Here is a 25,176-nt window from a genome sequence, read left to right on the forward strand (position 1 = left end):
CTCAGCCGGTACGTCGCGGCTGTCGTGTCGTGCCCTGCGGAAACCAATGGTAGGCGACCCGTTCGCGTCCGCTGGTGGGGTGCCGGTCGACTGCGCCGCGCACGAGGCCGTAGCGCTCATAGAAGCGCTGCGCCGCGGTGTTGTTGATGGCGACATGAAGCTTCCAGCCGTGCGGCATACGCACGCTGGCTTCGTCGAGCAGCGCCTGCCCGAGGCCCTGGTTGCGCAGATGCGGTTCGACGAACAGCTGCGCCACGTATTCGCGCCGGGCAAGCAGCACCATGAAGGCGAGCACCTGGCCTTCGCGCTCGGCCAGCACCACGTCGGCCGGGGGTACGAATTCTGTTTGCACGCGCCGCAGCCAGTGCGTGATCGGCTCGATCACGGTCGCCCTGCGGTTGGCCGCTATCCAGGCCCGGCGCCAGATGCCGGCCAGCACCAGGCTCTCTTCGGGGGCGCCGTCGCGAGAGCGCAATTGGAACGCGGGAATCTGTGCTGCGGACATGCGACTCATGATACGGCGCCCGTGTGCCGCGGTCGATACGAGTGGCCGATCAGCCACGCAAGGTTTGGGCGTGGTGGGCGAGGTGATCCGCCATGAAGGTCTGGATGAAGTAGTAGCCGTGGTCGTAGCCCTCGTGGCGGCGCAGCGTGAGCGGCTGTCCCGCGGCAAAGCAAGCGGCCTCGAAGGCTTCCGGGTACAACTGCTCGGCAAGGAATTTGTCGGCCAGGCCCTGGTCGATCAATATGCCTTGCGGATACGGCGCGGCGGTCTGCGATTTCATGAGCGCGCTGGCGTCATGCGCAAGCCATTGCGCGCGGTCGCCGCCGGGCTCTCCCAGGTAGCCGCTGAACGCCTTTTCGCCCCACGGGCATTGCGTGGGCGCACAAATGGGCGCAAACGCCGAGAGCGACTTGAACCGCCCCGGGTGACGCATTGCCAGCGTGAGCGCGCCGTGGCCGCCCATCGAATGGCCGAAGATGCCAAGGCGCTGGTCGTCGACCGCGAAGTGCTTTGCCACGAAGGGCAGCAGCTCATGCACGATCCAGCTTTCCATGCGCCAGTGGGCCGACCACGGGGCCTCGGTCGCGTCGAGGTAGAAGCCCGCGCCAATGCCGAAGTCCCAGTTGGCGGTGGCGCCCGGCAGGCCTTCCACGGTGCTTCCGCGCGGGCTGGTGTCGGGAGCGATCAGCGCCAGGCCCAGGCTGGCCGCCATGCGCTGCGCGCCAGCCTTCACTGCAAAGGTTTCTTCGTTGCAGGTGAGCCCTGCAAGGTAGAGCAGGGCGGGCACGCGCTCGTGGGCGGCTTGCGGCGGCAGGTAGACCGAGAAGCGCATCGGCAAGCCGATTTCGTGCGAGGCATGCTCGTGAAAGCTCTGCACGCCACCGAAGACGTGGTGCTCGGAAAGGGTCTTGAAGATGTCGGTCATCGGAAGTTGTTGTTGGGCTGCAGTGCGGGCACCAGTTCGAGCACGGCGTCTGCAAAGATGCGAGGCGCCTCTTGCGGCATGTTGTGGCCCACGCCGGGCACCAGCCTGTGCGAGCGTGGTCCGCTGAAGCGGTGCGCGTGGGCAGAGGCTTCGGCGGGCGGACGCACACCATCGTCCAGGCCGTCGAAGGTGATGGTGGGCACCGATATCGCAGGCTGCGCGGCCAGGCGGCGCTCGATGTCGGCGTAGGCCGGGTCGCCCGCCACCAGCCCGAAGCGGTGGCGGTATGAATGAATCACCACGTCGACGAAATCCGGATGGTCGAAGGCCGCCGCGCTGCGCTCGAAGGTGGCGTCGTCGAACTTCCACGTCGGCGACCAGAGCTGCCACAGCAGGCGGGTGAGCGCCTTGCGGTCCTTCGCCAGCCCGGCCCGGCCGCGCTCGCTGTGAAAGTAGTACTGGTACCAGAGGCTGTGTTCGTTCGCGGGCGTGTCGGGCTCCATCGCCTTGGCGATGTCCTGGATGTTGTAGCTGTTGAATGAGACCAACCCCGCGCAGCGCTCGGGCCAGAGTGCCGCCACCACGCACGCTGCGCGGCCGCCCCAGTCGTAGCCGGCAAGCACCGCGCGCTGGATGCGGAGTGCGTCGAGCAGCGCGAGCAGGTCGGCGCCGAGCGCGGCCTGCTCGCCGGAGCGCGGCGTGGCATCGCTCAGGAAGCGCGTGGCGCCGTAGCCGCGCAGGTAAGGCACGATGACGCGGCAGCCCTTGTCGGCGAGCATCGGCGCCACTTCGGCGTAAGTGTGAATGTCGTACGGAAAGCCGTGCATCAGCAGCACGGGCGGGCCGTCGGCGGGCCCGGCTTCGTAATAGGCGATTTCGAGAACGCCCGCTTCGATCTTGCGCAAGGGCTCCATGCGGTTCATGGCGGGCGTTCTCCTCCAGAGGCTAGTAAAGCACCACGCCGCGGATCGACTCGCCGCGCTTCATCAGGTCGAAGCCCTTGTTGATGTCTTCGAGCGGCATGGTGTGGGTGATCAGGTCGTCGATGTTGATCTTGCCTTCCATGTACCAGTCGACGATCTTCGGCACATCGGTACGACCGCGCGCGCCGCCGAAGGCCGAGCCTTCCCACTTGCGGCCGGTGACCAGCTGGAACGGGCGCGTGCTGATTTCCGCACCCGCTTCGGCCACGCCGATGATGATGCTGCGGCCCCAGCCCTTGTGCGTGCACTCCAGCGCCTGGCGCATCACCTTGGTGTTGCCGATGCACTCGAAGCTGTAGTCGGCGCCGCCGTCGGTCAGCTGCACGATGGCATCGACCACGTTCTCGGTGTCTTTCGGGTTGATGAAATGCGTCATGCCGAACTTGCGCGCCATGGCTTCGCGCTCGGGGTTCAGGTCGACGCCGATGATCTTGTCGGCGCCCACCATCTTCGCGCCCTGGATCACGTTCAGGCCAATGCCGCCGAGGCCGAACACCACCACGTTGGCGCCGGCTTCCACCTTGGCCGTGAAGATCACCGCGCCAATGCCGGTGGTTACGCCGCAGCCGATGTAGCAGACCTTGTCGAACGGTGCGTCTTCGCGGATCTTGGCCAACGAGATTTCAGGCGCGACCGTGTAGTTGCTGAAGGTCGACGTGCCCATGTAGTGGAAGATCGGCTTGCCGTCCAGGCTGAAGCGCGAGGTGGCATCGGGCATCAGCCCCTTGCCTTGCGTGCCGCGGATCAACTGGCAGAGGTTGGTCTTGCGAGACAGGCAGAACTTGCACTGGCGGCACTCGGGCGTGTACAGCGGAATGACGTGGTCGCCCTTTTTCAGCGTGGTGACGCCGGGGCCCACGTCGACCACGATGCCTGCGCCTTCATGGCCGAGGATGGCCGGAAAGATGCCTTCCGGGTCGGCGCCGGAGAGCGTGTAGTAGTCGGTGTGGCAGATGCCGGTGGCCTTGATCTCGACCAGCACCTCGCCGAATTTCGGGCCCTCGAGGTCGACGGTTTCGATGGTGAGGGGGTCTCCGGATTTCCAGGCGACGGCAGCTTTTGTTTTCATGGGGCTTGAGGGCAAAAAGGAGAAGAGGGACAAGGATACCCAGACCGGCGCTCAGGCCGGGCCGGCAGCAAAGATACCCGACATTCCGATGAAGCCGGGCAGATGGCGAAAGTCCCACACCCAGCTTCGCAGCGCGGGGTATTCGTCCAGGGGAATGCCGCCTTCGCCGGCCAGCGCCACATAGGGAAAGCAGGCCAGGTCGGCCACCGTGGCGTGTTGCCCGACCAGCCATTGCCGGCCTTCGCAGGCGCGCTCGGCCAGGTGGTCGTCCAGTAAACGAAAGGCCGCATGCGCGCCGCGCCGGCAAGCTTCGATGTCGAGATTTTCATAGCCGAACGCATCGTGCAGCCGAGCCGCCGATGCGGTGCGGGTGATTTCGTCGGCGGTGGTGAACCACATCGCGATCTGGCCCTGCAGCTGCGGGTCGTCCGGGTACCAGCGGCGCTGTGCGTCGTACGTGCTCGCGAGATAGACGAGGATGGCTTGCGCGTCGCGCAGCACAAAGCCGTTGTCGTCGATCACCGGAATCTGCCCCAGCGGATTGACCTGCGCGAGAAACGCAGCCGACTTGTGCTCGCGGCCGGGGTGAAAGTCGACCGGCACGCTCTGGTAGTCGAGGCCCAGCCAGGCCAGCATCTGCCGCACCTTGAAGCAGTTGCCGGAAAGGGCGTAGTCGTAGAGCTTGATCATGCGGCTTGCCTCACGCCAAAGCGCATGCCGCGCTCGCGCAGCCAGCGCCGGTAGGTGACGGAGGTCGTGTCGCCGCGCGTCGGCGTTTCGGCGCGGCCTTCGAGCGGCATGCGCTTGAAGGCGTGGTTCTCGAGAATCGGCTTGTCCTGCCCGAAGATCGTCTGCTGGAAAGCGATGAGTTCGGCGTCTGTCGAGGTGTCGTCGTAGCAGGCGAGCAGCGTGTGGGCGATCACGTGCTCGTCATCGAGCGGCTGCAAGAACAGCGCGATGGCATCGAGCTCACCGGCGCGGTGGCTCGACTTGTAGAGCATGGCCGTGAGCGGTTGCATGACGCGGTATTTGTAGGTCACCTCGGCGCCGCTGTCGTGGGCGGCCGAGGCGCGGGGTTGCCAGAAGCGGCAATCGGTGGCCCAGATTTCCTGGGTGGCCGGGTCGACCTGCACCTGGTACTTTGCCACTTCGGTGTGCGGCACCTTGCCCAGGAAGCCGGCATGCACGAAGGGGAAGTGCGCCATGTCCAGAAAGTTCTCGATCACGCGCAGCCCCGATACGGCCACGCCGATGCTGCCGCAGTCGACCATGCGGCGCCCGGGTTCGCCATATTCGGGAAAGTCGAACAGGGGCCGCGTCGGCTTGCTGCTTGGGCAGACCCAGAGGTAGCCGTAGCGCGACTGGATGGCCAGCGTTCGCGTACCGAGCCGGCACTGCGGTGCACCGGCCGCGTCGCTCCACACGTGCAGTGTTTCGCCGAGCAGGCGAGTCGTGCGGGGCTGCGCATCGGGGCTGCCGGCGAGCGTCGTCGAAGGGCCGACGACCAGCCAGTCGTCGAGCATGTTGGGGTCGTCTGTGATGAAGGGCATGGTTCTCTTCAGGCTGCCGCTTGCGGCCGGCGACTTTCTTCTTCTTCGATCTCGCTGCGCAGGCTGCGTGCGGCGATGTGCAGTGTCTTCATTGCGGCGGTGCCGGGCGCGGCATCTGTCCAGAGGTGAATGAAGGCCAGCCGAGGTTGCGCATCGAGCACCAGGGCCAGTGTGCCGTGCTGGCCGAGCGGCCCGCGCCATGCCGCCGTTGCGGTGTCGCTCGCAAAGCCGCGCCGGGCGAGTGCGTCGCGCACGCTTGCCGCATCGGCGCGCACGGCGAGCGTACGGCAGAACGACCAGCCGACGGGCACGATGTCGTCTTGCGGCGGGGCTTGCGCCGCCTCGCCAGCGAGGTTCACCCATAGCATGCCCGCTGCATCCACGGCTCTGAACACCTTCGCGCACAGGTTGCTTGGCGGCGGCATATCGGGATGCGCGGGGATGCGCGTGCACTGGCCGCTTCCGGCGGCGTATTGCCAGCCGTGGTACGCGCAGGAGAGGCGGTTTTTCACCACCTGGCCAAGCGTGAAGCGCACGCTGCGGTGGGGGCAGCGGTTCTCCCACGCCTGCGGTGCACCGTCGGCCGAACGCCAGAGCGCCAGCTCCTGCCCGAGCGCAAAGCCCGCGACGATGTTGGCGCCGGGGCGCACATCGGCCGAACGGGCCATCGGATGCCAGGCTGAAATGCTGTCTGCGCTCATCATGATGCGCGCTACCTTAGCGCAAGTCCCAGGCGGGGCGCACACTCATAATGGAGGCATCGCCAGACGCCACTCATCATGAAGAAAATACTCGTCCTCAACGGCCCCAACCTCAACCTGCTTGGCTCACGCGAGCCCGAGCAATACGGACGCGACACTCTGGCCGATGTCGAGCGCCTGTGCAAGGACACGGGCGCCTCGCACGGCGTGGAAATCGAGTGCCGCCAGTCCAACCACGAGGGCGTGCTGATCGACTGGATCCATGAGGCCGGCCGCGAAGTGGCCGCGGGCAACATGCTGGGCGTGGTAATGAACCCGGGCGCCTACACGCACACATCGATTGCGCTGCACGACGCCATCAAGGGTGCGAGCGTGCCGCTGATCGAACTGCACATCTCGAATGTGCACGCGCGCGAGGAGTTTCGCCACCGCTCGTACATTTCGCCGGCGGCGCGCGGCATCATCGTCGGCCTGGGCGTGAAAGGCTACGCACTGGCCATCGCGGCCCTGGTGCCCTGAGCCGCTCGGGCAGTTCCGATCAGTCGGTCTGCCTTGGAGCCGCGGCCTTCCAGCTGCGGCTGATGTGGCCCTGGGAGTCGACGCTTTCCAGGTGAACGTCGAAGCCCCACAGCCGGGCGACGTGCTTCAGCACTTCTTCGGCATCGTCGTGCAGCGGCAGGTTGTTGCGCTGGGTGTGGCGCAGCGTCAGGGCGCGGTCGCCGCGCATGTTGACGTTCCACACCTGGATGTCGGGCTCCCTGCTGCTGATGTCGTACTGGCGTGACAGCGATTCGCGCAGCGCGTGATAGCCGCTGTCGTCGTGAATGGCGGACACCTCGAGCTCGGGCTCGCTCTGGTGGTCGCGAATCGCGAACAGCCTGAAATCACGCATCGTCTTCGGACTAAGGAACTGGCCGATGAAGCTCTCGTCCTTGAAGTTGCGCATTGCATAGTCGAGCGTCTTGACCCAGTCGGTACCCGCAAAGTCGGGGAACCAGCGCTTGTCTTCGTCGTTGGGCTTTTCGCAGATGCGGCGCAGCTCGGTGAACATGGCAAAACCCAGCGCGTAGGGGTTGATGCCGCTGTAGGCGCGATGCCCCACCGGCGGCTGAAAGATCACGCCCGTGTGAGAACTCAGCCATTCCATCATGAAGCCGTCAGCGAGCTGGCCGCGGTCGTACATGGTGTTGAGCAGGGTGTAGTGCCAGAAGGTCGCCCAGCCTTCGTTCATGACCTGCGTTTGGCGCTGCGGATAGAAATACTGCGCTATCTTGCGCACGATGCGCACCACCTCGCGCTGCCAAGGCTCGAGCAGCGCGGCGTTCTTCTCTATGAAGTAGAGCAGGTTCTCCTGCGGCTCCGAAGGAAAGCGGCGGGACGAGTCGGATTCGGTGGCGTGTTCGCTCTTGCGCGGCAGGGTGCGCCACAGGTCGTTCACCTGCTGCTGCATGTAGCGCTCGCGCTCGGCGCGCTGCGTGCCTTCTTGCGCCAGCGACCGCTTCTGCGGGCGGCGATAGCGATCGACGCCGTAGTTCATCAGCGCGTGGCAGGAGTCGAGCAGCTGCTCCACCGCGTCGAGGCCATGGCGCTCTTCGCATTCGGCAATGTAGTGCCGTGCGTACACGAGGTAGTCGATGATCGACGACGCATCGGTCCACATCCGGAACAGGTAGTTGCCCTTGAAGAAGCTGTTGTGGCCGTAGGCCGCATGCGCAATCACCAGGGCCTGCATGGCCATGGTGTTTTCTTCCATCAGGTAGGCAATGCAGGGATCGGAGTTGATGACGATCTCATAGGCCAGCCCCATGTGGCCGCGGCGGTAGTTCTTTTCGGTGGCGATGAACTGTTTGCCGTAAGACCAGTGGCGGTAAATCATGGGCATGCCGACGCTGGCGTAGGCATCCATCATCTGCTCGGCGGTGATCACCTCGAGCTGGTTGGGGTACACGTCCAGCCCGAAGCCCTTGGCCGTCTTCGCTATCTCCGTGTGATAGGTCTCGATGAGGTCGAAGGTCCAGTCCGACGGACTGGGCAGGCGCTCCAGGCGGCCGGTGGAGTTCGTGCGCTCGAGGGAAGGGTGGTCGGAAGTCATGCAGGCACCCCTTCCTTCTTGAAGAGGTCACGGAACACGGGGTAGATGTCGCTTGCGTCCGATACCTTGCGCATCGCGAAGTTGGGCTGCAGGCCCTCCAGCTGCGCGTATTCCTGCCACAGGTTCTGCTCGGTTTCGGCCACCTGCACATAGGCGTAGTAGCGCACCACCGGAAGGATGTTTTCGACCAGCAGCTCGCGGCAGCGCCCGCTGTCCTGGTGCCAGTTGTCGCCGTCGCTTGCCTGCGCGCCGTACACGTTCCATTCGCCGCTCGGGTAGCGGGCCTTGATGATCTCGTCCATCAATACCAGCGCGCTCGACACCACGGTGCCGCCGGTTTCGGTGGCATGGAAGAATTCTTCTTCGTTCACCTCCTGCGCCTGCGTGTGGTGGCGCAGGAACACGAGGTCGATGCGTTCATAGTGCCGCGTAAGAAACAGATAGAGCAGCATGAAGAAGCGCTTGGCCATATCCTTGCGGGCCTCGTCCATGGAGCCCGAAACGTCCATCAGGCAGAACATCACCGCCTTGGCGCTGGGCACCGGGGTCTTCACGCGGTTGCGGTAGCGCAGGTCGATCGGGTCGATGTAGGGCACATGCCGCGCGGTTCTGCGCAGCTCTTCAATGTGCTCTTCAGTCTCGCGGATTTCTTTCTGGATGAAAGGCTGCTCCGCCTGCGGATGCTGCTTCAGGTGCAGCAGGTGCGCCTCCAGGCGCCGCAGTTCCTTGCGCGGCTCGCCGCCGAGCGCAATGCGCCGCGCGAGGGCTCCGCGCATCGAGCGCACCACGTGCAGGTTGTTGGGCGTGCCATCGTTCGTGAAGCCTGCGCGGTGGCTCTTCCATTCGGGCACTTCGGCAATCTGCGTGCGAATGAGGTGCGGCAACGCCAGGTCGTCGAAGAACACGCGCATGAACTCCTCGCGCGTGAGGCGGAACACGAAGTCGTCCTCGCCTTCGCCGCCGTCTCCGGCCTCGCCGCTTCCCGAACCGCCGCCGGCCTGCCCCTCGGGCCGCGCAATGCGGTCGCCCTTCAGGTATTCCTGGTTGCCCGGGTGCACGTATTCGCGGTCGCCGCCGCGCGCATGGCCGAACACCGGTTCGGACACATCGTGGCGCGGCAGGGTGACATCTTCGCCTTGCTCCAGTTCGCGGATGTTGCGCCCGCTGACCGCGCGCCGCACGGCTTCCTGGATCTGGCCTTTGTAGCGCCGGAGGAAGCGCTCCCGGTTGCCGATGGATTTGTTCTTGCCCGAGAGCCGGCGGTCGATGATCTGCTGCAGGATGGCCACGATGATGTCAAAGCTCCTTGCAAAAAGGGGGCGAGGCCCCGGCCTCGCCGCTATGGACTATCGCTATGAACTCTTGCGTACCCGCAGGTACCACTCGCAGAGCAGGCGAACCTGCTTGGCCGTATAGCCCTTTTCGACCATGCGGGTCACGAAGTCTTCGTGCTTCTTCTGTTCGTCGGCACTGCTCTTCGTGTTGAAGCTGATCACCGGCAGGAGTTCCTCGGTGTTGGAGAACATCTTCTTCTCGATGACGGCGCGCAGCTTTTCGTAACTCGTCCATGCGGGGTTGCGCCCGGCGTTGCCGGCCCGCGCACGCAGCACGAAGTTGACGATCTCGTTGCGGAAGTCCTTCGGATTGCCGATGCCCGCGGGCCGCTCGATCTTCTCGAGTTCGGCGTTGAGCGCGGCCCGGTCGAACACCTCGCCGGTGTCCACGTCGCGGAACTCCTGGTCCTGGATCCAGTAGTCGGCATAGGTGACGTAGCGGTCGAAGATGTTCTGGCCGTATTCGCTGTAGCTCTCCAGGTAGGCCGTCTGGATTTCCTTGCCGATGAACTCGGCATAGCGCGGCGCCAGCAGCTCCTTGATGTAGCTGATGTACTTCTGTTCTGTTTCCGGCGGAAACTGCTCACGTTCGATCTGCTGCTCGAGCACATACATCAGGTGCACCGGGTTGGCGGCCACCTCTGAACTGTCGAAGTTGAACACCTTGGAGATGATCTTGAACGCAAAGCGGGTCGATACGCCGCTCATGCCTTCATCAACCCCGGCGTAGTCGCGGTATTCCTGGATCGACTTGGCCTTGGGATCGGTGTCCTTGAGGTTTTCGCCGTCGTACACCTGCATCTTGCTGTAGATGCTGGAGTTCTCGGGCTCCTTCAGCCGCGTGAGCACCGAGAGCTGGGCCATCATGCGCAGCGTGCCGGGAGCGCAGGGCGCCTTTGCCAAGGATGAGTTGCGCACCAGCTTTTCGTAGATCTTGATTTCTTCCGAGGCGCGCAGGCAGTAGGGAATCTTGACGATGTAGATCCGGTCGAGAAAAGCCTCGTTGTTCTTGTTGTTGCGGAAGGCCTTCCATTCGCTCTCGTTGCTGTGCGCCAGCACGATGCCGTCGAACGGAATGGCGCCGAAGCCTTCGGTGCCCTTGAAGTTGCCTTCCTGCGTGGCGGTAAGCAGCGGGTGCAGCACCTTGATGGGCGCCTTGAACATTTCCACGAATTCGAGCAGGCCCTGGTTGGCCAGGCACAGGCCGCCCGAGTAGGCGTAGGCGTCAGGGTCGTCCTGGGCGTAGGTTTCGAGCTTGCGGATGTCGATCTTGCCGACCAGCGAGGAGATGTCCTGGTTGTTCTCGTCGCCCGGCTCGGTCTTGGCAACGGCAATCTGGCGCAGCACGGAAGGGTAGCGCTTGACCACCTTGAACTGGCGGATGTCGCCGCCGTACTCTTCGAGGCGCTTGACGGCCCACGGCGAGAGGATGCGGTTCAGGTAGCGGCGCGGAATGCCGTATTCCTTTTCAAGGATCTCGCCGTCTTCCACCGCGTCGAAAAGACCGAGCGGCGTTTCGTTGACCGGCGAACCCTGAATGGCATAGAACGGCACATGCTCCATGAGCTGCTTCAGGCGCTCGGCAATCGAGCTCTTGCCGCCGCCGACGGGGCCCAGCAGGTAGAGGATCTGCTTCTTTTCCTCGAGGCCCTGGGCGGCATGCCTGAAGTACGACACCACCTGCTCGATGGCGTCCTCCATGCCGTAGAACTCCTTGAACGCGGGGTAGATCTTGATGACCTTGTTCGCGAAGATCCGCGAAAGCCTGGGATCGTTGCGCGTGTCGACCAGCTCGGGTTCGCCGATTGCCTTGAGCATCCGCTCGGACGCAGTGGCATACGCTGTGGGATCGCGTTTGCAAATATCCAGGTAGTCCTGCAGCGAGAGGACTTCCTCGCGGGTGCGCTCGTAGCGGGCGGCAAAGTTGCTGATCACATCCATGGTCACGCCTCCATCAAGTCTGCGGGTTTTATTAACCCGAAGCCTGCAGCCGCAATGCGTCGCAACTTTTTAAAGGTGTGCCCGCCCCATGGCTGCAAGCCGTGGAAAACTCCCTTAATCACATCTGCACAAACAGCATAAAGCAAAGAGTGCACCCGGAATATTGTTTGTTAAATCAGAACCACAGTGCCGAGTAAAGTTCCCAAGAAAAACCCGCACCATTTCTCAATTCCAGCTAAATTCCAAGGTTCGGCAAACGGACTCGGTGCTATCCCGATGCCCAGTGAAAATACCTATGGCAATCGGTCTATGCACTCATTGCTTCTTTTCCGGGGAAAGCACCTCCTATTGAGCCCCCCACGGCCCAAAAACGGTTACACCACAATAACGCGCCATGTGCTGTTTGGGTTTATTGCTCAAACCAAAAATATATAAAAGCAATCTGCGCGCCATCTTTTGATGGGCAAGTCGCGCATGTCCGCGTGGGAACGCGCGCCAATCGCTGGTCGGCGTGGTTCTGGCGGGAGCCTTCATGGTGCGCGGCACCGAACAAGGTCGGCAGGCACCGTTCGCGTGCATGAATGAAGACAGGGGCCGCATGGGCCCCTGTTCTTGCTACTTCAGCTTCTTCAGCTGAAGAATTCCTTGGCCTTGTCGAGCCAGCCCTTGTCGGTGGGGCTGTGCTTGTCGCCGCCCTTCTTGAGCGACTCATCAAGCTCCTTCAGCAGCTTGCGCTGGTGCTCGGTGAGCTTGACCGGCGTTTCGACGCGCACGTGGCAATACAGGTCGCCCGGGTAGCTCGACCGCACGCCCTTGATGCCCTTGCCACGCAGGCGGAACTGCTTGCCGCTTTGCGTGCCGTCGGGAATGTCGATGGCGGCCGGGCCCTTGAGCGTGGGCACGCTGATCTCACCGCCCAGCGCGGCCGTCGTCATGCTGACGGGCACCACGCAGTGCAGGTCGTCGCCGTCGCGTTCGAAGAGCTCGTGCTTCTTGAGGCGGATCTCGATGTACAGGTCGCCTGGCGGCCCGCCATTGGTGCCCGGCTCGCCGTTGCCGGTGCTGCGGATGCGCATGCCGTCGTCGATGCCCGCGGGGATCTTGACCTCGAGCGTCTTGTTGTTCTTGATCTTGCCCTGGCCGTGGCACACCGTGCAGGGCTCGGGAATGATCTTGCCGCTGCCATGGCAGGTGGGGCAGGTCTGCTGCACGCTGAAGAAGCCCTGGCGCATTTGCACGGCGCCGGCGCCGTGGCAGGTGGTGCAGGTGATGGGCTTGGTGCCGGGCTTGGCGCCCGAGCCGTGGCAGGTGCCGCAGTCATCCCAGCTCGGAATGCGGATCTGGGCTTCCTTGCCCTCGGCGGCTTCTTCGAGCGTGACCTCCATGGCGTAGCTGAGGTCGCTGCCGCGGAACACCTGGCGCCCGCCGCTGGTGCGGCCGCGGCCGCCGCCGAACACGTCGCCGAAGATGTCGCCGAACGCTTCCGCGAACCCGCCGAAGCCCTCTGCACCGGGGCCGCCGCGCATGTTGGGGTCGACGCCGGCGTGGCCGTACTGGTCGTAGGCCGCGCGCTTCTGGCTGTCCGACAGCATTTCGTAGGCTTCCTTCACCTCCTTGAACTTCGCCTCGGCGTCCTTGCTGGTGTCGCCGTGGTTGCGGTCAGGGTGGTGCTTCATCGCGAGCTTGCGATAAGCCTTCTTGATTTCTTCCTCGCTCGCATTCTTGGGAACGCCGAGGGTTTCGTAATAGTCGCGTTTTGTGGCCATGGCTGGTTCGGTCGGGGCGGGCGTGAAGCCGTAACTTGAAGCGAGAAAGGCTGGAACACCCGCTCAGGTATTCCAGCCTTGTTCGAAAGACTGAGGATCAGTCCTTCTTGACTTCCTTGACTTCGGCGTCGACCACGTTGTCATCGGCCGGTGCGCTCGCAGCTTCCGGGCCAGCGGCAGCACCCGGGCCGCCGGCGGCGCCTGCCGCGGCCTGCGCCTCGGCATACATCTTTTCGCCGAGCTTCTGGCTTGCGCTCATCAGCGTGTTGGTCTTTTCCTCGATCGAGGCCTTGTCCTCGCCCTTCAGGGCTTCTTCGAGGTCCTTGATCGCGGCTTCGATCTTTTCCTTCTCGCCGGCGTCCAGGCTCGCGCCGTGTTCGCCCAGCGACTTCTTCACGCTGTGCACCATGGCTTCGCCCTGGTTGCGCGCCTGCACGATTTCGAGCTTCTTCTTGTCGTCGGCTGCGTTCAGCTCGGCGTCCTTCACCATCTTCTGGATCTCGTCTTCAGAGAGGCCCGAGTTCGCCTTGATGGTGATCTTGTTTTCCTTGCCGGTGCCCTTGTCCTTGGCGCCCACGTGCAGGATACCGTTGGCGTCGATGTCGAAGCTCACTTCGATCTGCGGCGTGCCGCGCGCTGCCGGCGGAATGCCCTCGAGGTTGAACTCGCCGAGCAGCTTGTTGCCCGCGGCAATGTCGCGCTCGCCCTGGAACACCTTGATGGTCACGGCCGGCTGGTTGTCTTCGGCCGTGGAGAAGGTCTGCGCGAACTTCGTCGGGATCGTGGTGTTCTTCGTGATCATCTTGGTCATCACGCCGCCCATGGTCTCGATGCCCAGCGACAGCGGGGTCACGTCGAGCAGCAGCACGTCCTTGCGGTCACCCGAGAGCACCTGGCCCTGGATGGCGGCGCCGACGGCCACGGCTTCATCGGGGTTCACGTCCTTGCGCGGCTCCTTGCCGAAGAAGGCCTTCACCTTTTCCTGCACCTTGGGCATGCGGGTCATGCCGCCGACCAGGATCACGTCGTTGATGTCCGACACGCTGATGCCGGCGTCCTTGATGGCCAGGCGGCAGGGCGCAATGGTGCGCTCGACCAGCTCGTCGACCAGGCTCTCGAGCTTGGCGCGCGTGAGCTTGATGTTCAGGTGCTTCGGGCCCGAGGCATCGGCCGTGATGTAGGGCAGGTTGATGTCGGTCTGCGCGCTGTTCGACAGTTCGATCTTGGCCTTTTCGGCCGCTTCCTTCAGGCGCTGCAGGGCCAGCACGTCCTTGCTCAGGTCGACGCCTTGCTCTTTCTTGAACTCGGCAATGATGTAGTCGATGATGCGCTGGTCGAAGTCTTCGCCGCCCAGGAAGGTGTCGCCGTTGGTCGACAGCACTTCGAACTGCTTCTCGCCGTCCACGTCGGCAATTTCGATGATCGACACGTCGAAGGTACCGCCGCCGAGGTCATACACGGCAATCTTGCGGTCGCCCTTGTCCTGCTTGTCCAGGCCGAAGGCCAGGGCCGCGGCGGTGGGCTCGTTGATGATGCGCTTGACGTCCAGGCCCGCGATGCGGCCGGCGTCCTTGGTGGCCTGGCGCTGTGCGTCGTTGAAGTAGGCCGGCACCGTGATCACGGCTTCGGTCACCGCTTCGCCGAGGTAGTCTTCGGCGGTCTTCTTCATCTTGCGCAGAATGTCGGCGCTCACCTGCTGGGGTGCGATCTTCTTGCCGCGCACTTCCACCCATGCGTCGCCGTTGTCGGCCTTGGCAATGGTGTAGGGCATCAGGTCGATGTCCTTCTGGACTTCTTTTTCTTCGAACTTGCGGCCGATCAGGCGCTTGATTGCGTAGAGCGTGTTCTTGGGGTTCGTCACCGCCTGGCGCTTGGCCGAGGCACCGACCAGCACTTCGCCGTCTTCCTGGTAAGCCACGATCGACGGTGTGGTGCGCGCACCTTCCGAGTTCTCGATCACACGCGTGGTGTTGCCTTCCATGATCGACACGCACGAGTTGGTGGTGCCGAGGTCGATGCCGATGATCTTTGCCATGTTCTTACTCCTGAAAGCCTGAAAAATATGTTGTTATGAACTTGTGGATAACCCGGCGCGATTCAAGGTATGAAGCGGGGATTTCCTGTGGGAATCGTGTGTATCGTAGAGCGGATTACTTGGGCGCGCTGACCGTGACCAGCGCCGGGCGCAGCACGCGCTCGTTGATGGTGTAGCCCTTCTGCAGCACGCTCACCACGGTGTTGGGCTCCTGCTCGGGCGCGGGCACCACCGAGATGGCCTGGTGCTGGTGCGGGTCGAACTTGGTGCCGGGGGCCGGAGCCACCTCGATCACCTTGTTGCGCTCGAGCGCGCTCTTCAGTTGGCGCAGCGTGGCTTCGGCACCTTCGCGGATCTGTTCGGGCGTGGCGTCCTTGATGGCCAGGCCGGCTTCGAGGCTGTCCGTCACGGGGAGCAGGCTCTCCGCAAAGGCCTCGACCGCAAACTTGCGCGCCTTGGTGATCTCGTCGTCGGCGCGGCGGCGGGCGTTCTGCACGTCGGCCTGCGCGCGCAGGTACTGATCGGCCAGTTCGGCATTCTTGGCCTGCAGTGCGGCGAGCTCGCCCTGAGCCGCGACCAGGGCGTCTTGCGCCTCGGCTTCGTTGGCAGCCTGTGCGGCCTCCAGTTCTTCGGGGCTTGGCTCGCCTTGCAGCATTTGAGAATTCTGTGCGGATTGTTGCGGGTCAGACATTTTTCAAAGAACCGGCGTGTGCCGGGAAACAAACGATAGCCAGCCACTTGGGGCTGGTCAGGGGCATTTCAAGCGAAAAAATGCGGCCTGTAGGGCCGCGGAGGCATGAAAAAGGCCCGGAACCGGGCCTTCGTGCCAAGGGCTGGCTGCGATCAATGGGCGTCGAGCAGCTCGACGTCGAACTTCAGCGTGGCGTTCGGAGGAATCACGCCGCCGGCGCCGCGTGCGCCATAGCCCAGCGATGCGGGAATGATCAGCGTGCGCTTGCCGCCGATCTTCATGCCGGCCACGCCTTCGTCCCAGCCCTTGATGACCTGGCCGGCGCCCAGCGAGAACGCGAAGGGGTCGTTTCGGTCGCGGCTCGAATCGAACTTGGCGCCTTGCACGCCGTCGTTGTAGAGCCAGCCGGTGTAGTGCACGTGCACGTGTTGGCCGGCCTTGGCTTCGGCGCCGTCGCCCACGGTGGTGTCTTCGTATTGCAGGCCGGAGGGAGTGGTAGGCATGTGAACGCTCCTTGCGTCAATTTGGATGATGAATGGATGGACCAGCGAAGGCCAGAAGTTTACCGATGCCCCGCGGCGGCCCTGCCGGCCTGCTCAATTGGCAGGGTCGGCGGGCGGGGTAGATGATGAGGGCGGGGCGGACGGTGCCGGCGCCGAAGACTCCGCCGAGCCGGAAGCAGCGGATGCCGCAGGCACGGCAGGGGCCGGCGATGAAGCAGGCGCGGCAGGCGCCGGTGCTGCGGCCTTCTTGACCTGCCCCAGCTGCCACTTGCCCGCAAAGGCCTGCAGGTCGGACAGCCGCTTGAGCAGGTCTTGTCCGCTCACCGTGAGGCTGTAGCCGTCGCCGCCATGGCTGACGAGACCGGCCTCGCGCAATTCCTTGATGCGCGTATTGAGCGTGTTGGGAGTGATGCCGCCGACGCTGTCCTGCAGCAGCCTGAAGGTTTGCGCATGCCCGTCGCGCAGCGCCCAGAGCACGCGCAGTGCATAGCGTGCTTCGAGCAGTGCGAGCAGCTGGCTGATGGCTGCGTTTTCCTTGGTACTCATCGACATCATCTCCTCGGGGCTGGGCGGGCCATCGGTCCTGGCGGCAGGGCCGGTGCCTCGCGTTCTTGTTGGCTTGCTATGGCCGCTCGTTGGTCGGCGACTATAGCGCAAGGATCACGATGCTACTAGTTTTATAGCTACGGGTGCATGCTGCATGCGGGCCCTGAGACAAAGCCTCACAAATTGACAAAATCGGCCATGGCTTCACCCAGGCGAACGGCACGGGTCGGCGACCAATCGGGGTTGAACACCAGCGCAGGCGCCGGGAACAGCATGACCACGGTGGAGCCGAGCAAGAAGCGGCCCATCTCGTCACCTTTCTTGAGCACGATCTCCTGGTCGGCGTAGTTCCATTCGCGCAGCTCGCCGCCGCGCGGCGGATTGACCACGCCGTGCCACACGGTGGCCATGCTGCCGACGATGGTGGCACCCACCAGCACCAGCACGAAGGGGCCGCGCCCGGTTTCGAAAACGCACACCACACGCTCGTTGCGTGCAAACAGCCCGGGCACGCCGCGCGCCGTGGCGGGGTTGACCGAGAACAGGTCGCCGGGCACGTAGATCATGCGCAGCAGCCGGCCGTCGCATGGCATGTGAATGCGGTGGTAGTCCCTGGGGCTCAGGTAAAGCGTGGCAAAGCTGCCGTGCGCGAAGCGGGCGGCCAGCGTCGAGTCGCCGCCGACCAATGCGGTGGTCGTGTAGTTGTGGCCCTTGGCCTGGAAGATCTGGTCGCCCTCGATGGCGCCGAACTGGCTGATCGCGCCGTCCACCGGGCACACCAGATCGGCGTCGGCCAGCGGCCGCACGCCCGGCTTGAGCGCGCGCGTGAAAAACTGGTTGAAGCTCTTGTAGTGGTTGATGTCCGACTCGAGCGCTTCGCCCATGTCGACACCGTACTTGGCCACGAAGCGCCGGATGATCCACGTGGTGACGGCGCCGCGTTCCTTGCCTGCGACCCAGCCGGCAAAATTTGTCAGTGCCTGCTTGGGAAACAGGTATTGGTGCAGTACGGCTGAGCGGTCGGACACGTGTGAATGGCCGGGCAGGCCTGGAATGCAAATCGGAGGGGCATTCTATAAAGGCCCCCGGCGTCCGGACGTAGGAAGCTTCCCTTGTATCGCGCACCCGGGCAACCGGGCGCGCAAGCGGGCAGGGGCTCGCCGGCCCCGCGGCGAAATCAATCCGCCTTGATGCCCGCCGCCTTGATCACCTGGGCCCACTTCTCGACTTCGGATTTCTGGAAGGCCGCGATCTTTGCCGTGCTCAGGTCCGCGGGCTCCATGCCGAAGCCCTTGAGCTTCTCCTGCATTTCGGGCGTTGCAAGAATCTTGCGGATCTCGGTGTGCAGCCGGTCGACGATGGGCGCCGGCGTGCCCGCGGGCACGAAGATCGCCTGCCACGACAGCACCTCGAAATCCTGCAGGCCCGCGATGCCGGACTCGGCCACGGTCGGTACGTCGGGCATCGAAGCCAGGCGCTTGGCCGAGGTCACGGCAATGGCGCGCAGCTTGCCGCTCTGCACGTGCGGGCCCGCCACCACGCTGGTGTCGAACATCATGTCGACCTGGCCGCCGATCACGTCCTGGATGGCCGGACCGCTGCCCTTGTACGGAATGTGCGTGAACTTGACGCCGGACTTGAACGCCAGCAGTTCGAGCGACAGGTGCTGCGACGTGCCCGTGCCGGCCGACGCCGACGAAAGCCCGCCCGACTTGGTCTTGCTGGCTTCCAGCACGTCCTTCAACGTCTTGTAGGGGCTCGCCTGGTTCACCACCAGCACCAGCGGGTTGGTGCCGATGAGCGTAACGGGCGCAAACGACTTCTGCGGGTCGTAGCCGAGCTTCGGATACAGGCTGATGTTGATGGCGTGCGAGCTGATCGTGCCGCCCACCATCGTGAAGCCGTCGGGTGCCGCGCGCGCGCCGATTTCCGAGCCCACGCTGCCGCCGGCGCCGCCCTTGTTGTCGATGATCACGCTGGTGCCCAGCACCGTGCCGAGCTTCTGCCCGATCAGGCGCGCCAGCACGTCGGTGGTGCCGCCCGCGGGAAACGGCACGAGATAGGTAATGGCCTTGCCCGTGGGCCAGTTGCCGGTGCCCTGCGCAAAGGCGGGCAGGCCCACGGCAATCGAAGAGGCGAGGGCGGTGCGGATGAGTGTGCGGCGTTGCATGGCGAGGTCTCCTTTGATGATGTTGCAGGTCGTCGTCACGGCGTGTCGACGATTTCGATCCAGTTCGGGTTCTTGCCCACGCTGATGCGCGAGGGCTTGCCCAGTGCGCCCGTGGCCGGGTCGATGGCGTACAGCGCAACGCTGTGCGACTCCTGCCCGGCGGCAATCAGGTAGCGGCCGCTCGAATCGATGGCGAAGCCGCGCGGCGTTTTCTCGGTCGGTGTCTGGCCGAGCGGTTTCAGCTGTCCGGTGGACGCATCCACCCGGAAGGCCGAGAGCGTGCTCGACGTGCGTTCCGATGCATACAGATAGCGCCCGTCAGGCGTCAGGTGCAGATCGGCCGCCCAGGGCTTGCCGGTGAATCCGGCCGGCAGCGTGGTGGTGCTCTGCTCCAGCTTGAGCGTGCCGCGTGCGGCGTCCCAGGCGTACACGTGCAGGCTTGCGTCGAGTTCGTTCAGCAGGTAGACGCGGCGCTGTGCCTTGTCCCAGACGAAGTGGCGCGGGCCCGACTTCGCGGTGGACATGGTCAGCGGCGGATCGTTGGCCGAGAGCAGGCCCTTGTCCGCATCGAAGCGCCAGGTCGACACGTTGTCGCCGCCCAGGCTGGTGGCAAGCACGAAGCGGTTGCTCGCGTCCGCGTGGATCGCGTGCGCGTTCGGCCCCGTTTGCACCAGCTGCTGGATTGCGCCCGCGGCGCCATCCTTGCCAATGGCGTTGACCGAGATCTTGCCGCCCTGGTAAGAGGCCGCGAAGAGCCATTTGCCGCTTGCATCGAGATCGATGTTGGCCATGCTGTCGGCCAGGGGCGCTTCGCCGATTTTCTGCAGCTTGCCGGTGGCCGGGTCGATCGACATGCTGACCACGCGGAACGGCTGCGAGCGCAGCGCTGCATGCAGCACGCGCTTGTCGGGGCTCACCGCCATCGGCATCACGGTGCCGCCGACATTCAGCGCCTGCACCGGCTTGAGCACGCCGAGCGAGCGGTCCAGCTCGAGCACCGAAACCTCCTGGCTGTCGGCATTGGACACATAGACCCAGGTGCCCGCCGAGGCGTGCCCCGCGGCAGCCAGCGACAGCAGTGCAACCGCGCCGCGAAGCGCGCGAATGATGGGCGTGCGGTTCATGGCTTGATATTGAGTTTGGCGATCAGCGCCTTGAAGTACGCGTTGTCCTTGGCCAGCGTTTCCTTGAACACCGCGCCGTCGGTGTAGACATAGCCGAGGTTCTGCTTGTCCATCACTTCATGCATGAGCGGCTCGGCGGCCGTCTTGGCCGTGATCTCGCGCAGCTTTGCCATCACTTCAGGCGGCGTGTTCTTGGGTGCGCCAAGCCCGCGCCACGTGCCGATCGACAGGTCGATGCCGCGCTCCTTGGCGGTGGGCACCTTGTCGAAACCCTTCACGCGCTTGTCGGCCATGACCATCAGCACCTTGAGCTTGCCGGACTGCACATGGGTCGTCACCTCGGCCGGGCTCACCGCCACTGCCTCGATGTGCCCGCCCAAGAGGGCCAGCACCGCGGGCGCCGCGCCCTGGAACGGAATGTGGCCGAACTTGGTGCCGGTCTTGTCTTCGAGCGCCGCCGCGGCCAGGTGCCAGATCGAGCCGTTGCCCGAGTTGCCGACGCGAACGCTTTCGGGCGACTTCTTCGCCGCGGCCAGGAATTCCTCGATGGTGTTCCAAGGTGCGTCGGCCTTGACGGTGATCGCGGCCGGGTCGGCGTTGAGCTGCGCAATCGGCTGGAAGTCGTCGTAGTTGAACTTGGCCAGGCCCAGGTGCGGCAGCGTGAGCAGCTCCACCGTCAGCACCGCGAGCTTGTAGCCGTCGGGCCGGGAGTTGATCACCTCGGTCCAGCCGATGGCGCCGCCGGCGCCGGGGCGGTTGACGATCACGATGCTCTGCGAGGTGTGCTTGCGGCTCGCTTCGGAGAACGCGCGCGCCAGGCCGTCCGTGCCGCCGCCCGGCTGGTAGGGCACCAGCAGCTCGATGGCGTGGTTCGGAAAGTTGCTGCTGTTGCTCTGGGCCGTGGCCAGTGCCGCGTAGCCGAGCGAGAGGCTTGCCGTCGCCGAAAGGGCGGCCAGGCCGCGCAGGAATCTGCTTCTTCTCATTGGTTTGTTGTCTCCGTTATTGATCTTGATTCCGCAAGCCTCAGGAAAAAGGCTGAAATTCGTCTGGCCGTCAGGGCATGTATTGCCCGCCGTTCACCTCGATCACCTGGCCCGTCACATAGCCCGAAAGCTGCTCGGAGGCCAGGTAGAGGAAAGCACCCACGCATTCGTCAGGCGTGCCGATGCGTCCCATCGGAATGCCGGCGCGGAACGACTCGAGCATGGCGGGCGTGGAGAAGCGGTCCTGGAACGGTGTCTGGATGACGCCGGGCGCCACCGCGTTCACGCGGATCTTGTCGCCCACGAGCTCCCGTGCGAGACCGTGCGTGGCCGTGCTCACAAAGCCCTTCGAGCCCGCATACAGGTAGGCGCCGGGGCCGCCGCCGGTGCGTGCCGCCACCGAAGTCACGTTGATGATGTTGCCGCCACCGTGGGTGCGCATGAGCGGCACCACCTCGCGCGCAAACGCAAGCATCGAGCGTGCGTTGATGTGCATCACTTCGTCGAACAGCGCATCGTCGAACTCCGCAATGGGCACGCGCTTCACAAGGCTGCCCGCGTTGTTCACCAGCACGTCGATGCGGCCGAAGCGCGTGGCCGTCTGCTTCACGCATTCGCGGATGGCGGCGGTGTCGAGCACGTCGCCCTGCAGCGCGAAGGCGTCGCCGCCGGCCTTGCGGATGGTCTCGACGACCTGGTTGGCGGCGTCGGCCGAGCTGTTGTAGTGCACCGCCACGCGCATGCCGCGCGCCGCGAATGCAACGGCCACGGCCGCGCCGATGCCGGTGCTCGCGCCGGTGATGAGCGCTGTCTTGCCTTTGAGGTCTTCCATGGTTGTTCCTTTCGAGGTCGTCGAATGAAGTCAGGTCACGGGTGCGGGGTTGAACAGCACCAGCGCGTTGTGCAGCTTCCACTGTTCGGCCCAGGTTTTCTTCCTGCCGCTGGCCACGTCGAGCATCAGCCGGAACATCTCCCAGCCCACGTCCTCGATGGTGGCGTCGCCGTCGGCAATGCGGCCTGCGTTCACGTCCATCAGGTCGTGCCAGCGGCGCGCAAGATCGCTGCGCGTGGCCACCTTGATCACCGGCACTTCGGCCAGGCCGTACGGCGTGCCGCGGCCCGTGGTGAACACGTGCAGGTTCATGCCGGCGGCCAGCTGCAGCGTGCCGCAGATGAAGTCGCTGGCGGGTGTTGCGGCGTAGAGCAGGCCTTTCTGCCTTGCCTTCTCGCCCGGGGAGACCACGCCCGAGATCGGCGCGCTGCCGCTCTTCACGATCGAGCCCATGGCCTTTTCGACGATGTTCGAGAGCCCGCCCTTCTTGTTGCCGGGCGTGGTGTTGGCGCTGCGGTCGACGCGGCCTCGGTCCAGGTAGGCGTCGTACCAGGCCATCTCACGGATCATGGCTTCGGCCACTTCGGGCGTGATTGCGCGCGAGGTGAGCTGGTCGATGCCGTCGCGCACCTCCGTCACTTCCGAGAACATCACGGTGGCGCCGGCGCGCACCAGCAGGTCGGTGCAAAAGCCCACGGCCGGGTTGGCCGTGACGCCCGAAAACGCATCGCTGCCGCCGCACTGCACGCCCACCACCAGCTCGCTGGCTGGCACAGTTTCGCGCCTGCGGGCGTTCAGCCGCTCCAGGTGTTCTTCGGCCTGCCGCATGATCGAATCGATCATCGACATGAATCCCACGTGGGCGTCGTCCTGCAGGCACACCACGTCGAGCTTGGCATTGGCCGTCTCACCGATGTCGGCCACGTTGCGCTCATCCACCAGCGCAATGCTGCCGGGCGGCAGCAGCCGCTCGGGCTGCAGCTTTTCGCAGCCCAGGCTGATGACCATCACCTCGCCGCCGAAATTCGGGTTGAGGCTGATGTTGCGCAGCGTGCGGATCGGGATGACCGCATCGGGCGCATCGATGGCCACGCCGCAGCCGTAGCCGTGCGACAAACCCACCACGTCGTCGACGTTGGGGTACTTCGGCAACAGCTCGGCCTTGATGCGCTGCACCGCGAAGTCGACCACGCCCGCCACGCACTGCACGGTCTGCGTAATGGCGAGGATGTTGCGCGTGCCCACCGATCCGTCCAGGTTGCGGTAGCCCTCGAAGGTGTAGCCCTCGAGCGGCGGTTGCGCAGGCGGCTTGACGGTGGCGATGGGCAGGCCCTCGAGCTCGCGCGCGGCGGGCATCCTGAGCAGCCGCTCGTGCACCCAGCTGCCGCGCGGAATGGCCTTCAGCGCGTAGCCGATCGGCACGTTGTAGCGCACGACAGCGTCGCCTTCGGCCAGATCGGTCAGCGAGACCTTGTGGCCCTGCGGCACGTTGTCGACCAGCACCAGGCCGTCGGCGAACGTGGCGCCGGCCTTCAGCCCGCCGTCGTTGGCAACAATGGCGACGTTGTCCGCCGCGTGCATGTGGATGCGGTGCGGCGGGCGCGCCGCCGCGGGAGAGGGGAGGGGTGAGTCGGCCATCGGGAAACGAGCGTTGCGTTGCGGGTCTTTGCTGTTACTTCACCGCGTTGACGAGGTCAGGCAGCCACATCGAGAACGCCGGCACGTAGGTCACGAGCATCAGGCAGATCAAAAGGGCACCATAGAACGGCCAGATCGACCGCATCACCTGCCCGACCGATACCCCTCCGATCGCGCAGCCTATGAACTGCGTGGTGCCCACCGGCGGCGTGTTCAGGCCGAGCGCGCAGTTGATCAGCATGACAATGCCGAACTGCACCGGGCTCATGCCGAACTGCATGGCAATGGGCAGGAAGATCGGCGTGCAGATCAGGATCGTGGCCGCCATGTCGAGGAAGGTGCCCAGCACGAACAGCAGCACGTTGATCATCAGGAAGATGACCCACGGATCGCTCGAGACGCTGGTCATGAGCTCGCCGGTCTTCTGCGGCACTTCGTACAGCGCCATGAAATAGCCGAACGCGGAAGAAATGCCGATCAGCAGCAGCACCACGCCGGTCGTCTTGCATGCCTTGGCGCAGGCCTTGAGAAAGTCCTTGCGGCTGAGCGAGCGGTAGACAAGCACCGTGACGCCCAGCGCCCACAGCACGGCCGTTGCGGCCGATTCGGTGGCGGTGAACACGCCCGACAGAATGCCCACCAGGATGATCACCACGATCATCAAACCGGGCAGCGCGCCGATGAACGCCGCCAGCACTTCGCCCCAGCCGGGGAAGGCGCCGCGGATCGGATAGCCACGGCGGATTGCCACGTAGTAGGCGGCGGCCAGGTTGCACACCGTGAGCAGCAGCGCCGGAATGAGGCCCGCCAGAATCAGGCTCAGCACGCTGACCGACGCAATGCCGGTGGTCGCGAGCGTGAAGATGATCAGGTTGTGCGACGTGGGCATCAGCGCACCCACCAGGGCCGCGTGCGTCGTCACGTTGACGGCGTAGTCGGCGTCGTAGCCTTCCTTCTTCATGAGCGGAATCATCACCGAGCCCATGGCCGACACGTCGGCCACCGGCGAGCCGGCAACGCCGCCGAACAGCGTGCAGCCGATCACGTTGCTCATGCCCAGGCCGCCGCGCACGTGGCCCACCAGGCTGTTGGCAAAACGGACGATGCGCTGCGCAATGCCGCCGTAGAGCATCAGCTCACCGGCAAACACGAAGAACGGAATCGCCAGGAAAGAGAAGATCTGCATGCCGCCGACCATCTTCTGGAACACCACGGCAACGGGCAGGCCCGCATAAAGCACCGTTGCGACAGAAGCCAGGCCGATCGAGAACGCGACCGGTACGCCCAGCACCAGCAGCACCAGGAAAACGAGAGAGAGGACAGTCAGTTCCACGCGGGCACCACTTCTTCATCGCGCAGCAGGGCGACGATATGTTCAATCGAAAAAAGCACGATCAGGAGGCCCGCGATCACGAGTGCCAGATAGTCCAGACCCACCGGAATGCCCATCATGGGCTTGATGTCGGTCCACTTGAGCTTGGTCCAGATCCAGCCGCTCCAGGTCATGATTCCGCCGAAGAGCGCGACCAGCGCATGAATCAGTATTTCGATCTTCAGGCGAAGCGATTCGGGCAGCAGCACCACCAGCGAATCGAGCCCGATGTGGCCGGCATCCCGCACACCGACGGCAACGCCGAGCGCGGTGACATACAGCACGAGTTGAAGCGCGAGCCCTTCGGCCCACGTGGGCGTGTCGTTGAACACATAGCGGCCGACCACCTGGTACTGAACGCACACGATGATGGTGATGAGCATCGCAACGGCGAGCATCAGGCTGGCCTTCGACAG

At 64.5% G+C, this 25,176-nt stretch carries 24 protein-coding genes; 1 reads left to right on the plus strand and 23 read right to left on the minus strand.

Features of this window, described 5'->3' with window-relative positions; all coding sequences use genetic code 11:
- Window position 1: 1 nt before the first annotated feature.
- Genes M0765_RS17965 through M0765_RS17995 form a run of 7 tightly spaced genes read right to left on the minus strand, consistent with a single transcriptional unit; the run spans window position 2 to window position 5,736 of the window.
- Window positions 2-505, minus strand: a complete 504-nt coding sequence (locus M0765_RS17965) for a GNAT family N-acetyltransferase (RefSeq protein ID WP_258505149.1) — start codon at window positions 503-505, stop codon at window positions 2-4.
- 49 nt (window positions 506-554) lie between these two features.
- The gene (gene fghA, locus M0765_RS17970) at window positions 555-1,430 is read right to left on the minus strand and encodes an S-formylglutathione hydrolase (RefSeq protein WP_258505150.1); all 876 of its coding nucleotides are present in this window, start codon (window positions 1,428-1,430) and stop codon (window positions 555-557) included.
- On the minus strand, window positions 1,427-2,353 hold the full coding sequence (locus tag M0765_RS17975) for an alpha/beta fold hydrolase (protein ID WP_258505152.1): 927 nt from the start codon (window positions 2,351-2,353) through the stop codon (window positions 1,427-1,429). The genes fghA and M0765_RS17975 overlap by 4 nt, the downstream gene beginning before the upstream one ends.
- Window positions 2,354-2,375: 22 nt before the next feature.
- Window positions 2,376-3,482 carry an S-(hydroxymethyl)glutathione dehydrogenase/class III alcohol dehydrogenase gene (locus M0765_RS17980; RefSeq protein WP_055799863.1) on the minus strand — a complete coding sequence of 369 codons (1,107 nt, stop codon included), beginning with the start codon at window positions 3,480-3,482 and terminating at the stop codon, window positions 2,376-2,378.
- Window positions 3,483-3,533: 51 nt separating this feature from the next.
- Window positions 3,534-4,172 carry a glutathione S-transferase family protein gene (locus M0765_RS17985; protein ID WP_258505154.1) on the minus strand — a complete coding sequence of 213 codons (639 nt, stop codon included), beginning with the start codon at window positions 4,170-4,172 and terminating at the stop codon, window positions 3,534-3,536.
- Entirely contained in the window at window positions 4,169-5,032 is an 864-nt protein-coding gene (locus tag M0765_RS17990) for an aromatic ring-hydroxylating oxygenase subunit alpha (protein ID WP_258505155.1), read from the minus strand. Before M0765_RS17990 ends, M0765_RS17985 begins: the two co-directional genes overlap by 4 nt.
- 8 nt (window positions 5,033-5,040) lie before the next feature.
- Window positions 5,041-5,736: a Rieske (2Fe-2S) protein gene (locus M0765_RS17995; protein WP_258505156.1), complete on the minus strand. Its 696-nt coding sequence runs from the start codon at window positions 5,734-5,736 to the stop codon at window positions 5,041-5,043.
- A 75-nt stretch (window positions 5,737-5,811) separates the two neighbouring features.
- Between M0765_RS17995 and aroQ the strand changes: the two genes are divergently transcribed.
- Window positions 5,812-6,252, plus strand: coding sequence for a type II 3-dehydroquinate dehydratase (aroQ, locus tag M0765_RS18000; RefSeq protein ID WP_258505158.1), 441 nt, complete (start codon window positions 5,812-5,814; stop codon window positions 6,250-6,252).
- Between the two features lie 19 nt (window positions 6,253-6,271).
- On the opposite strand, the gene M0765_RS18005 is transcribed toward aroQ, so the two are convergent.
- From M0765_RS18005 to M0765_RS18080, 16 genes are all read right to left on the minus strand, one after another.
- Window positions 6,272-7,825 carry a SpoVR family protein gene (locus M0765_RS18005; RefSeq protein WP_258505159.1) on the minus strand — a complete coding sequence of 518 codons (1,554 nt, stop codon included), beginning with the start codon at window positions 7,823-7,825 and terminating at the stop codon, window positions 6,272-6,274.
- Window positions 7,822-9,114, minus strand: a complete 1,293-nt coding sequence (locus M0765_RS18010) for a YeaH/YhbH family protein (RefSeq protein ID WP_258505161.1) — start codon at window positions 9,112-9,114, stop codon at window positions 7,822-7,824. The genes M0765_RS18005 and M0765_RS18010 overlap by 4 nt, the downstream gene beginning before the upstream one ends.
- Window positions 9,115-9,177: 63 nt before the next feature.
- A complete protein-coding gene (locus tag M0765_RS18015) occupies window positions 9,178-11,100 on the minus strand; it encodes a PrkA family serine protein kinase (RefSeq protein WP_126747425.1) in 1,923 nt (640 codons plus the stop codon).
- 629 nt (window positions 11,101-11,729) lie between these two features.
- Window positions 11,730-12,866, minus strand: coding sequence for a molecular chaperone DnaJ (gene dnaJ / locus M0765_RS18020; protein WP_258505162.1), 1,137 nt, complete (start codon window positions 12,864-12,866; stop codon window positions 11,730-11,732).
- Between the two features lie 97 nt (window positions 12,867-12,963).
- The gene (gene dnaK / locus M0765_RS18025; protein WP_258505163.1) at window positions 12,964-14,901 is read right to left on the minus strand and encodes a molecular chaperone DnaK; all 1,938 of its coding nucleotides are present in this window, start codon (window positions 14,899-14,901) and stop codon (window positions 12,964-12,966) included.
- 115 nt (window positions 14,902-15,016) lie between these two features.
- Window positions 15,017-15,592 (minus strand): nucleotide exchange factor GrpE, encoded by a 576-nt coding sequence (gene grpE / locus M0765_RS18030; RefSeq protein ID WP_258505164.1) that lies wholly within the window; start codon window positions 15,590-15,592, stop codon window positions 15,017-15,019.
- A 152-nt stretch (window positions 15,593-15,744) separates the two neighbouring features.
- Window positions 15,745-16,095, minus strand: a complete 351-nt coding sequence (locus M0765_RS18035) for an FKBP-type peptidyl-prolyl cis-trans isomerase (RefSeq protein ID WP_012746856.1) — start codon at window positions 16,093-16,095, stop codon at window positions 15,745-15,747.
- 93 nt (window positions 16,096-16,188) lie between these two features.
- Window positions 16,189-16,641 carry a winged helix-turn-helix transcriptional regulator gene (locus M0765_RS18040; protein ID WP_258505165.1) on the minus strand — a complete coding sequence of 151 codons (453 nt, stop codon included), beginning with the start codon at window positions 16,639-16,641 and terminating at the stop codon, window positions 16,189-16,191.
- A 176-nt stretch (window positions 16,642-16,817) separates the two neighbouring features.
- Window positions 16,818-17,669 carry an archaetidylserine decarboxylase gene (gene asd, locus M0765_RS18045; protein ID WP_258505166.1) on the minus strand — a complete coding sequence of 284 codons (852 nt, stop codon included), beginning with the start codon at window positions 17,667-17,669 and terminating at the stop codon, window positions 16,818-16,820.
- Between the two features lie 149 nt (window positions 17,670-17,818).
- Window positions 17,819-18,811: a Bug family tripartite tricarboxylate transporter substrate binding protein gene (locus M0765_RS18050; RefSeq protein WP_258505168.1), complete on the minus strand. Its 993-nt coding sequence runs from the start codon at window positions 18,809-18,811 to the stop codon at window positions 17,819-17,821.
- 35 nt (window positions 18,812-18,846) lie between these two features.
- A complete protein-coding gene (locus M0765_RS18055; RefSeq protein WP_258505171.1) occupies window positions 18,847-19,935 on the minus strand; it encodes a lactonase family protein in 1,089 nt (362 codons plus the stop codon).
- Window positions 19,932-20,918 carry a Bug family tripartite tricarboxylate transporter substrate binding protein gene (locus M0765_RS18060; protein ID WP_258505172.1) on the minus strand — a complete coding sequence of 329 codons (987 nt, stop codon included), beginning with the start codon at window positions 20,916-20,918 and terminating at the stop codon, window positions 19,932-19,934. The genes M0765_RS18055 and M0765_RS18060 overlap by 4 nt, the downstream gene beginning before the upstream one ends.
- Before the next feature lie 70 nt (window positions 20,919-20,988).
- Window positions 20,989-21,750: an SDR family NAD(P)-dependent oxidoreductase gene (locus M0765_RS18065; RefSeq protein WP_258505173.1), complete on the minus strand. Its 762-nt coding sequence runs from the start codon at window positions 21,748-21,750 to the stop codon at window positions 20,989-20,991.
- Between the two features lie 30 nt (window positions 21,751-21,780).
- Window positions 21,781-23,388, minus strand: a complete 1,608-nt coding sequence (gene garD, locus M0765_RS18070) for a galactarate dehydratase (RefSeq protein WP_258505174.1) — start codon at window positions 23,386-23,388, stop codon at window positions 21,781-21,783.
- A 34-nt stretch (window positions 23,389-23,422) separates the two neighbouring features.
- A complete protein-coding gene (locus tag M0765_RS18075; RefSeq protein WP_126747414.1) occupies window positions 23,423-24,721 on the minus strand; it encodes a TRAP transporter large permease in 1,299 nt (432 codons plus the stop codon).
- The gene (locus tag M0765_RS18080; protein ID WP_258508333.1) at window positions 24,712-25,158 is read right to left on the minus strand and encodes a TRAP transporter small permease; all 447 of its coding nucleotides are present in this window, start codon (window positions 25,156-25,158) and stop codon (window positions 24,712-24,714) included. Before M0765_RS18080 ends, M0765_RS18075 begins: the two co-directional genes overlap by 10 nt.
- Between the last annotated feature and the right edge of the window lie 18 nt (window positions 25,159-25,176).

The organism is Variovorax sp. S12S4, assembly GCF_023195515.1.
Classification (GTDB): domain Bacteria; phylum Pseudomonadota; class Gammaproteobacteria; order Burkholderiales; family Burkholderiaceae_C; genus Variovorax.

Bases quoted from the DNA above. Each gene is read 5' to 3' on its own strand.
- M0765_RS17980 (WP_055799863.1), bottom strand. From the start codon at position 3,482: ATGAAAACAAAAGCTGCCGTCGCCTGGAAATCCGGAGACCCCCTCACC.
- M0765_RS18015 (WP_126747425.1), bottom strand. From the start codon at position 11,100: ATGGATGTGATCAGCAACTTTGCCGCCCGCTACGAGCGCACCCGCGAG.
- garD (WP_258505174.1), bottom strand. From the start codon at position 23,388: ATGGCCGACTCACCCCTCCCCTCTCCCGCGGCGGCGCGCCCGCCGCAC.
- M0765_RS17965 (WP_258505149.1), bottom strand. From the start codon at position 505: ATGTCCGCAGCACAGATTCCCGCGTTCCAATTGCGCTCTCGCGACGGC.
- M0765_RS17995 (WP_258505156.1), bottom strand. From the start codon at position 5,736: ATGATGAGCGCAGACAGCATTTCAGCCTGGCATCCGATGGCCCGTTCG.
- grpE (WP_258505164.1), bottom strand. From the start codon at position 15,592: ATGTCTGACCCGCAACAATCCGCACAGAATTCTCAAATGCTGCAAGGC.
- M0765_RS18035 (WP_012746856.1), bottom strand. From the start codon at position 16,095: ATGCCTACCACTCCCTCCGGCCTGCAATACGAAGACACCACCGTGGGC.
- M0765_RS18040 (WP_258505165.1), bottom strand. From the start codon at position 16,641: ATGAGTACCAAGGAAAACGCAGCCATCAGCCAGCTGCTCGCACTGCTC.
- M0765_RS18080 (WP_258508333.1), bottom strand. From the start codon at position 25,158: ATGCTCGCCGTTGCGATGCTCATCACCATCATCGTGTGCGTTCAGTAC.
- M0765_RS18060 (WP_258505172.1), bottom strand. From the start codon at position 20,918: ATGAGAAGAAGCAGATTCCTGCGCGGCCTGGCCGCCCTTTCGGCGACG.
- M0765_RS17990 (WP_258505155.1), bottom strand. From the start codon at position 5,032: ATGCCCTTCATCACAGACGACCCCAACATGCTCGACGACTGGCTGGTC.
- M0765_RS18005 (WP_258505159.1), bottom strand. From the start codon at position 7,825: ATGACTTCCGACCACCCTTCCCTCGAGCGCACGAACTCCACCGGCCGC.
- M0765_RS18065 (WP_258505173.1), bottom strand. From the start codon at position 21,750: ATGGAAGACCTCAAAGGCAAGACAGCGCTCATCACCGGCGCGAGCACC.
- M0765_RS17975 (WP_258505152.1), bottom strand. From the start codon at position 2,353: ATGAACCGCATGGAGCCCTTGCGCAAGATCGAAGCGGGCGTTCTCGAA.
- dnaJ (WP_258505162.1), bottom strand. From the start codon at position 12,866: ATGGCCACAAAACGCGACTATTACGAAACCCTCGGCGTTCCCAAGAAT.
- dnaK (WP_258505163.1), bottom strand. From the start codon at position 14,901: ATGGCAAAGATCATCGGCATCGACCTCGGCACCACCAACTCGTGCGTG.
- M0765_RS18055 (WP_258505171.1), bottom strand. From the start codon at position 19,935: ATGAACCGCACGCCCATCATTCGCGCGCTTCGCGGCGCGGTTGCACTG.
- fghA (WP_258505150.1), bottom strand. From the start codon at position 1,430: ATGACCGACATCTTCAAGACCCTTTCCGAGCACCACGTCTTCGGTGGC.
- aroQ (WP_258505158.1), top strand. From the start codon at position 5,812: ATGAAGAAAATACTCGTCCTCAACGGCCCCAACCTCAACCTGCTTGGC.
- M0765_RS18050 (WP_258505168.1), bottom strand. From the start codon at position 18,811: ATGCAACGCCGCACACTCATCCGCACCGCCCTCGCCTCTTCGATTGCC.
- M0765_RS17985 (WP_258505154.1), bottom strand. From the start codon at position 4,172: ATGATCAAGCTCTACGACTACGCCCTTTCCGGCAACTGCTTCAAGGTG.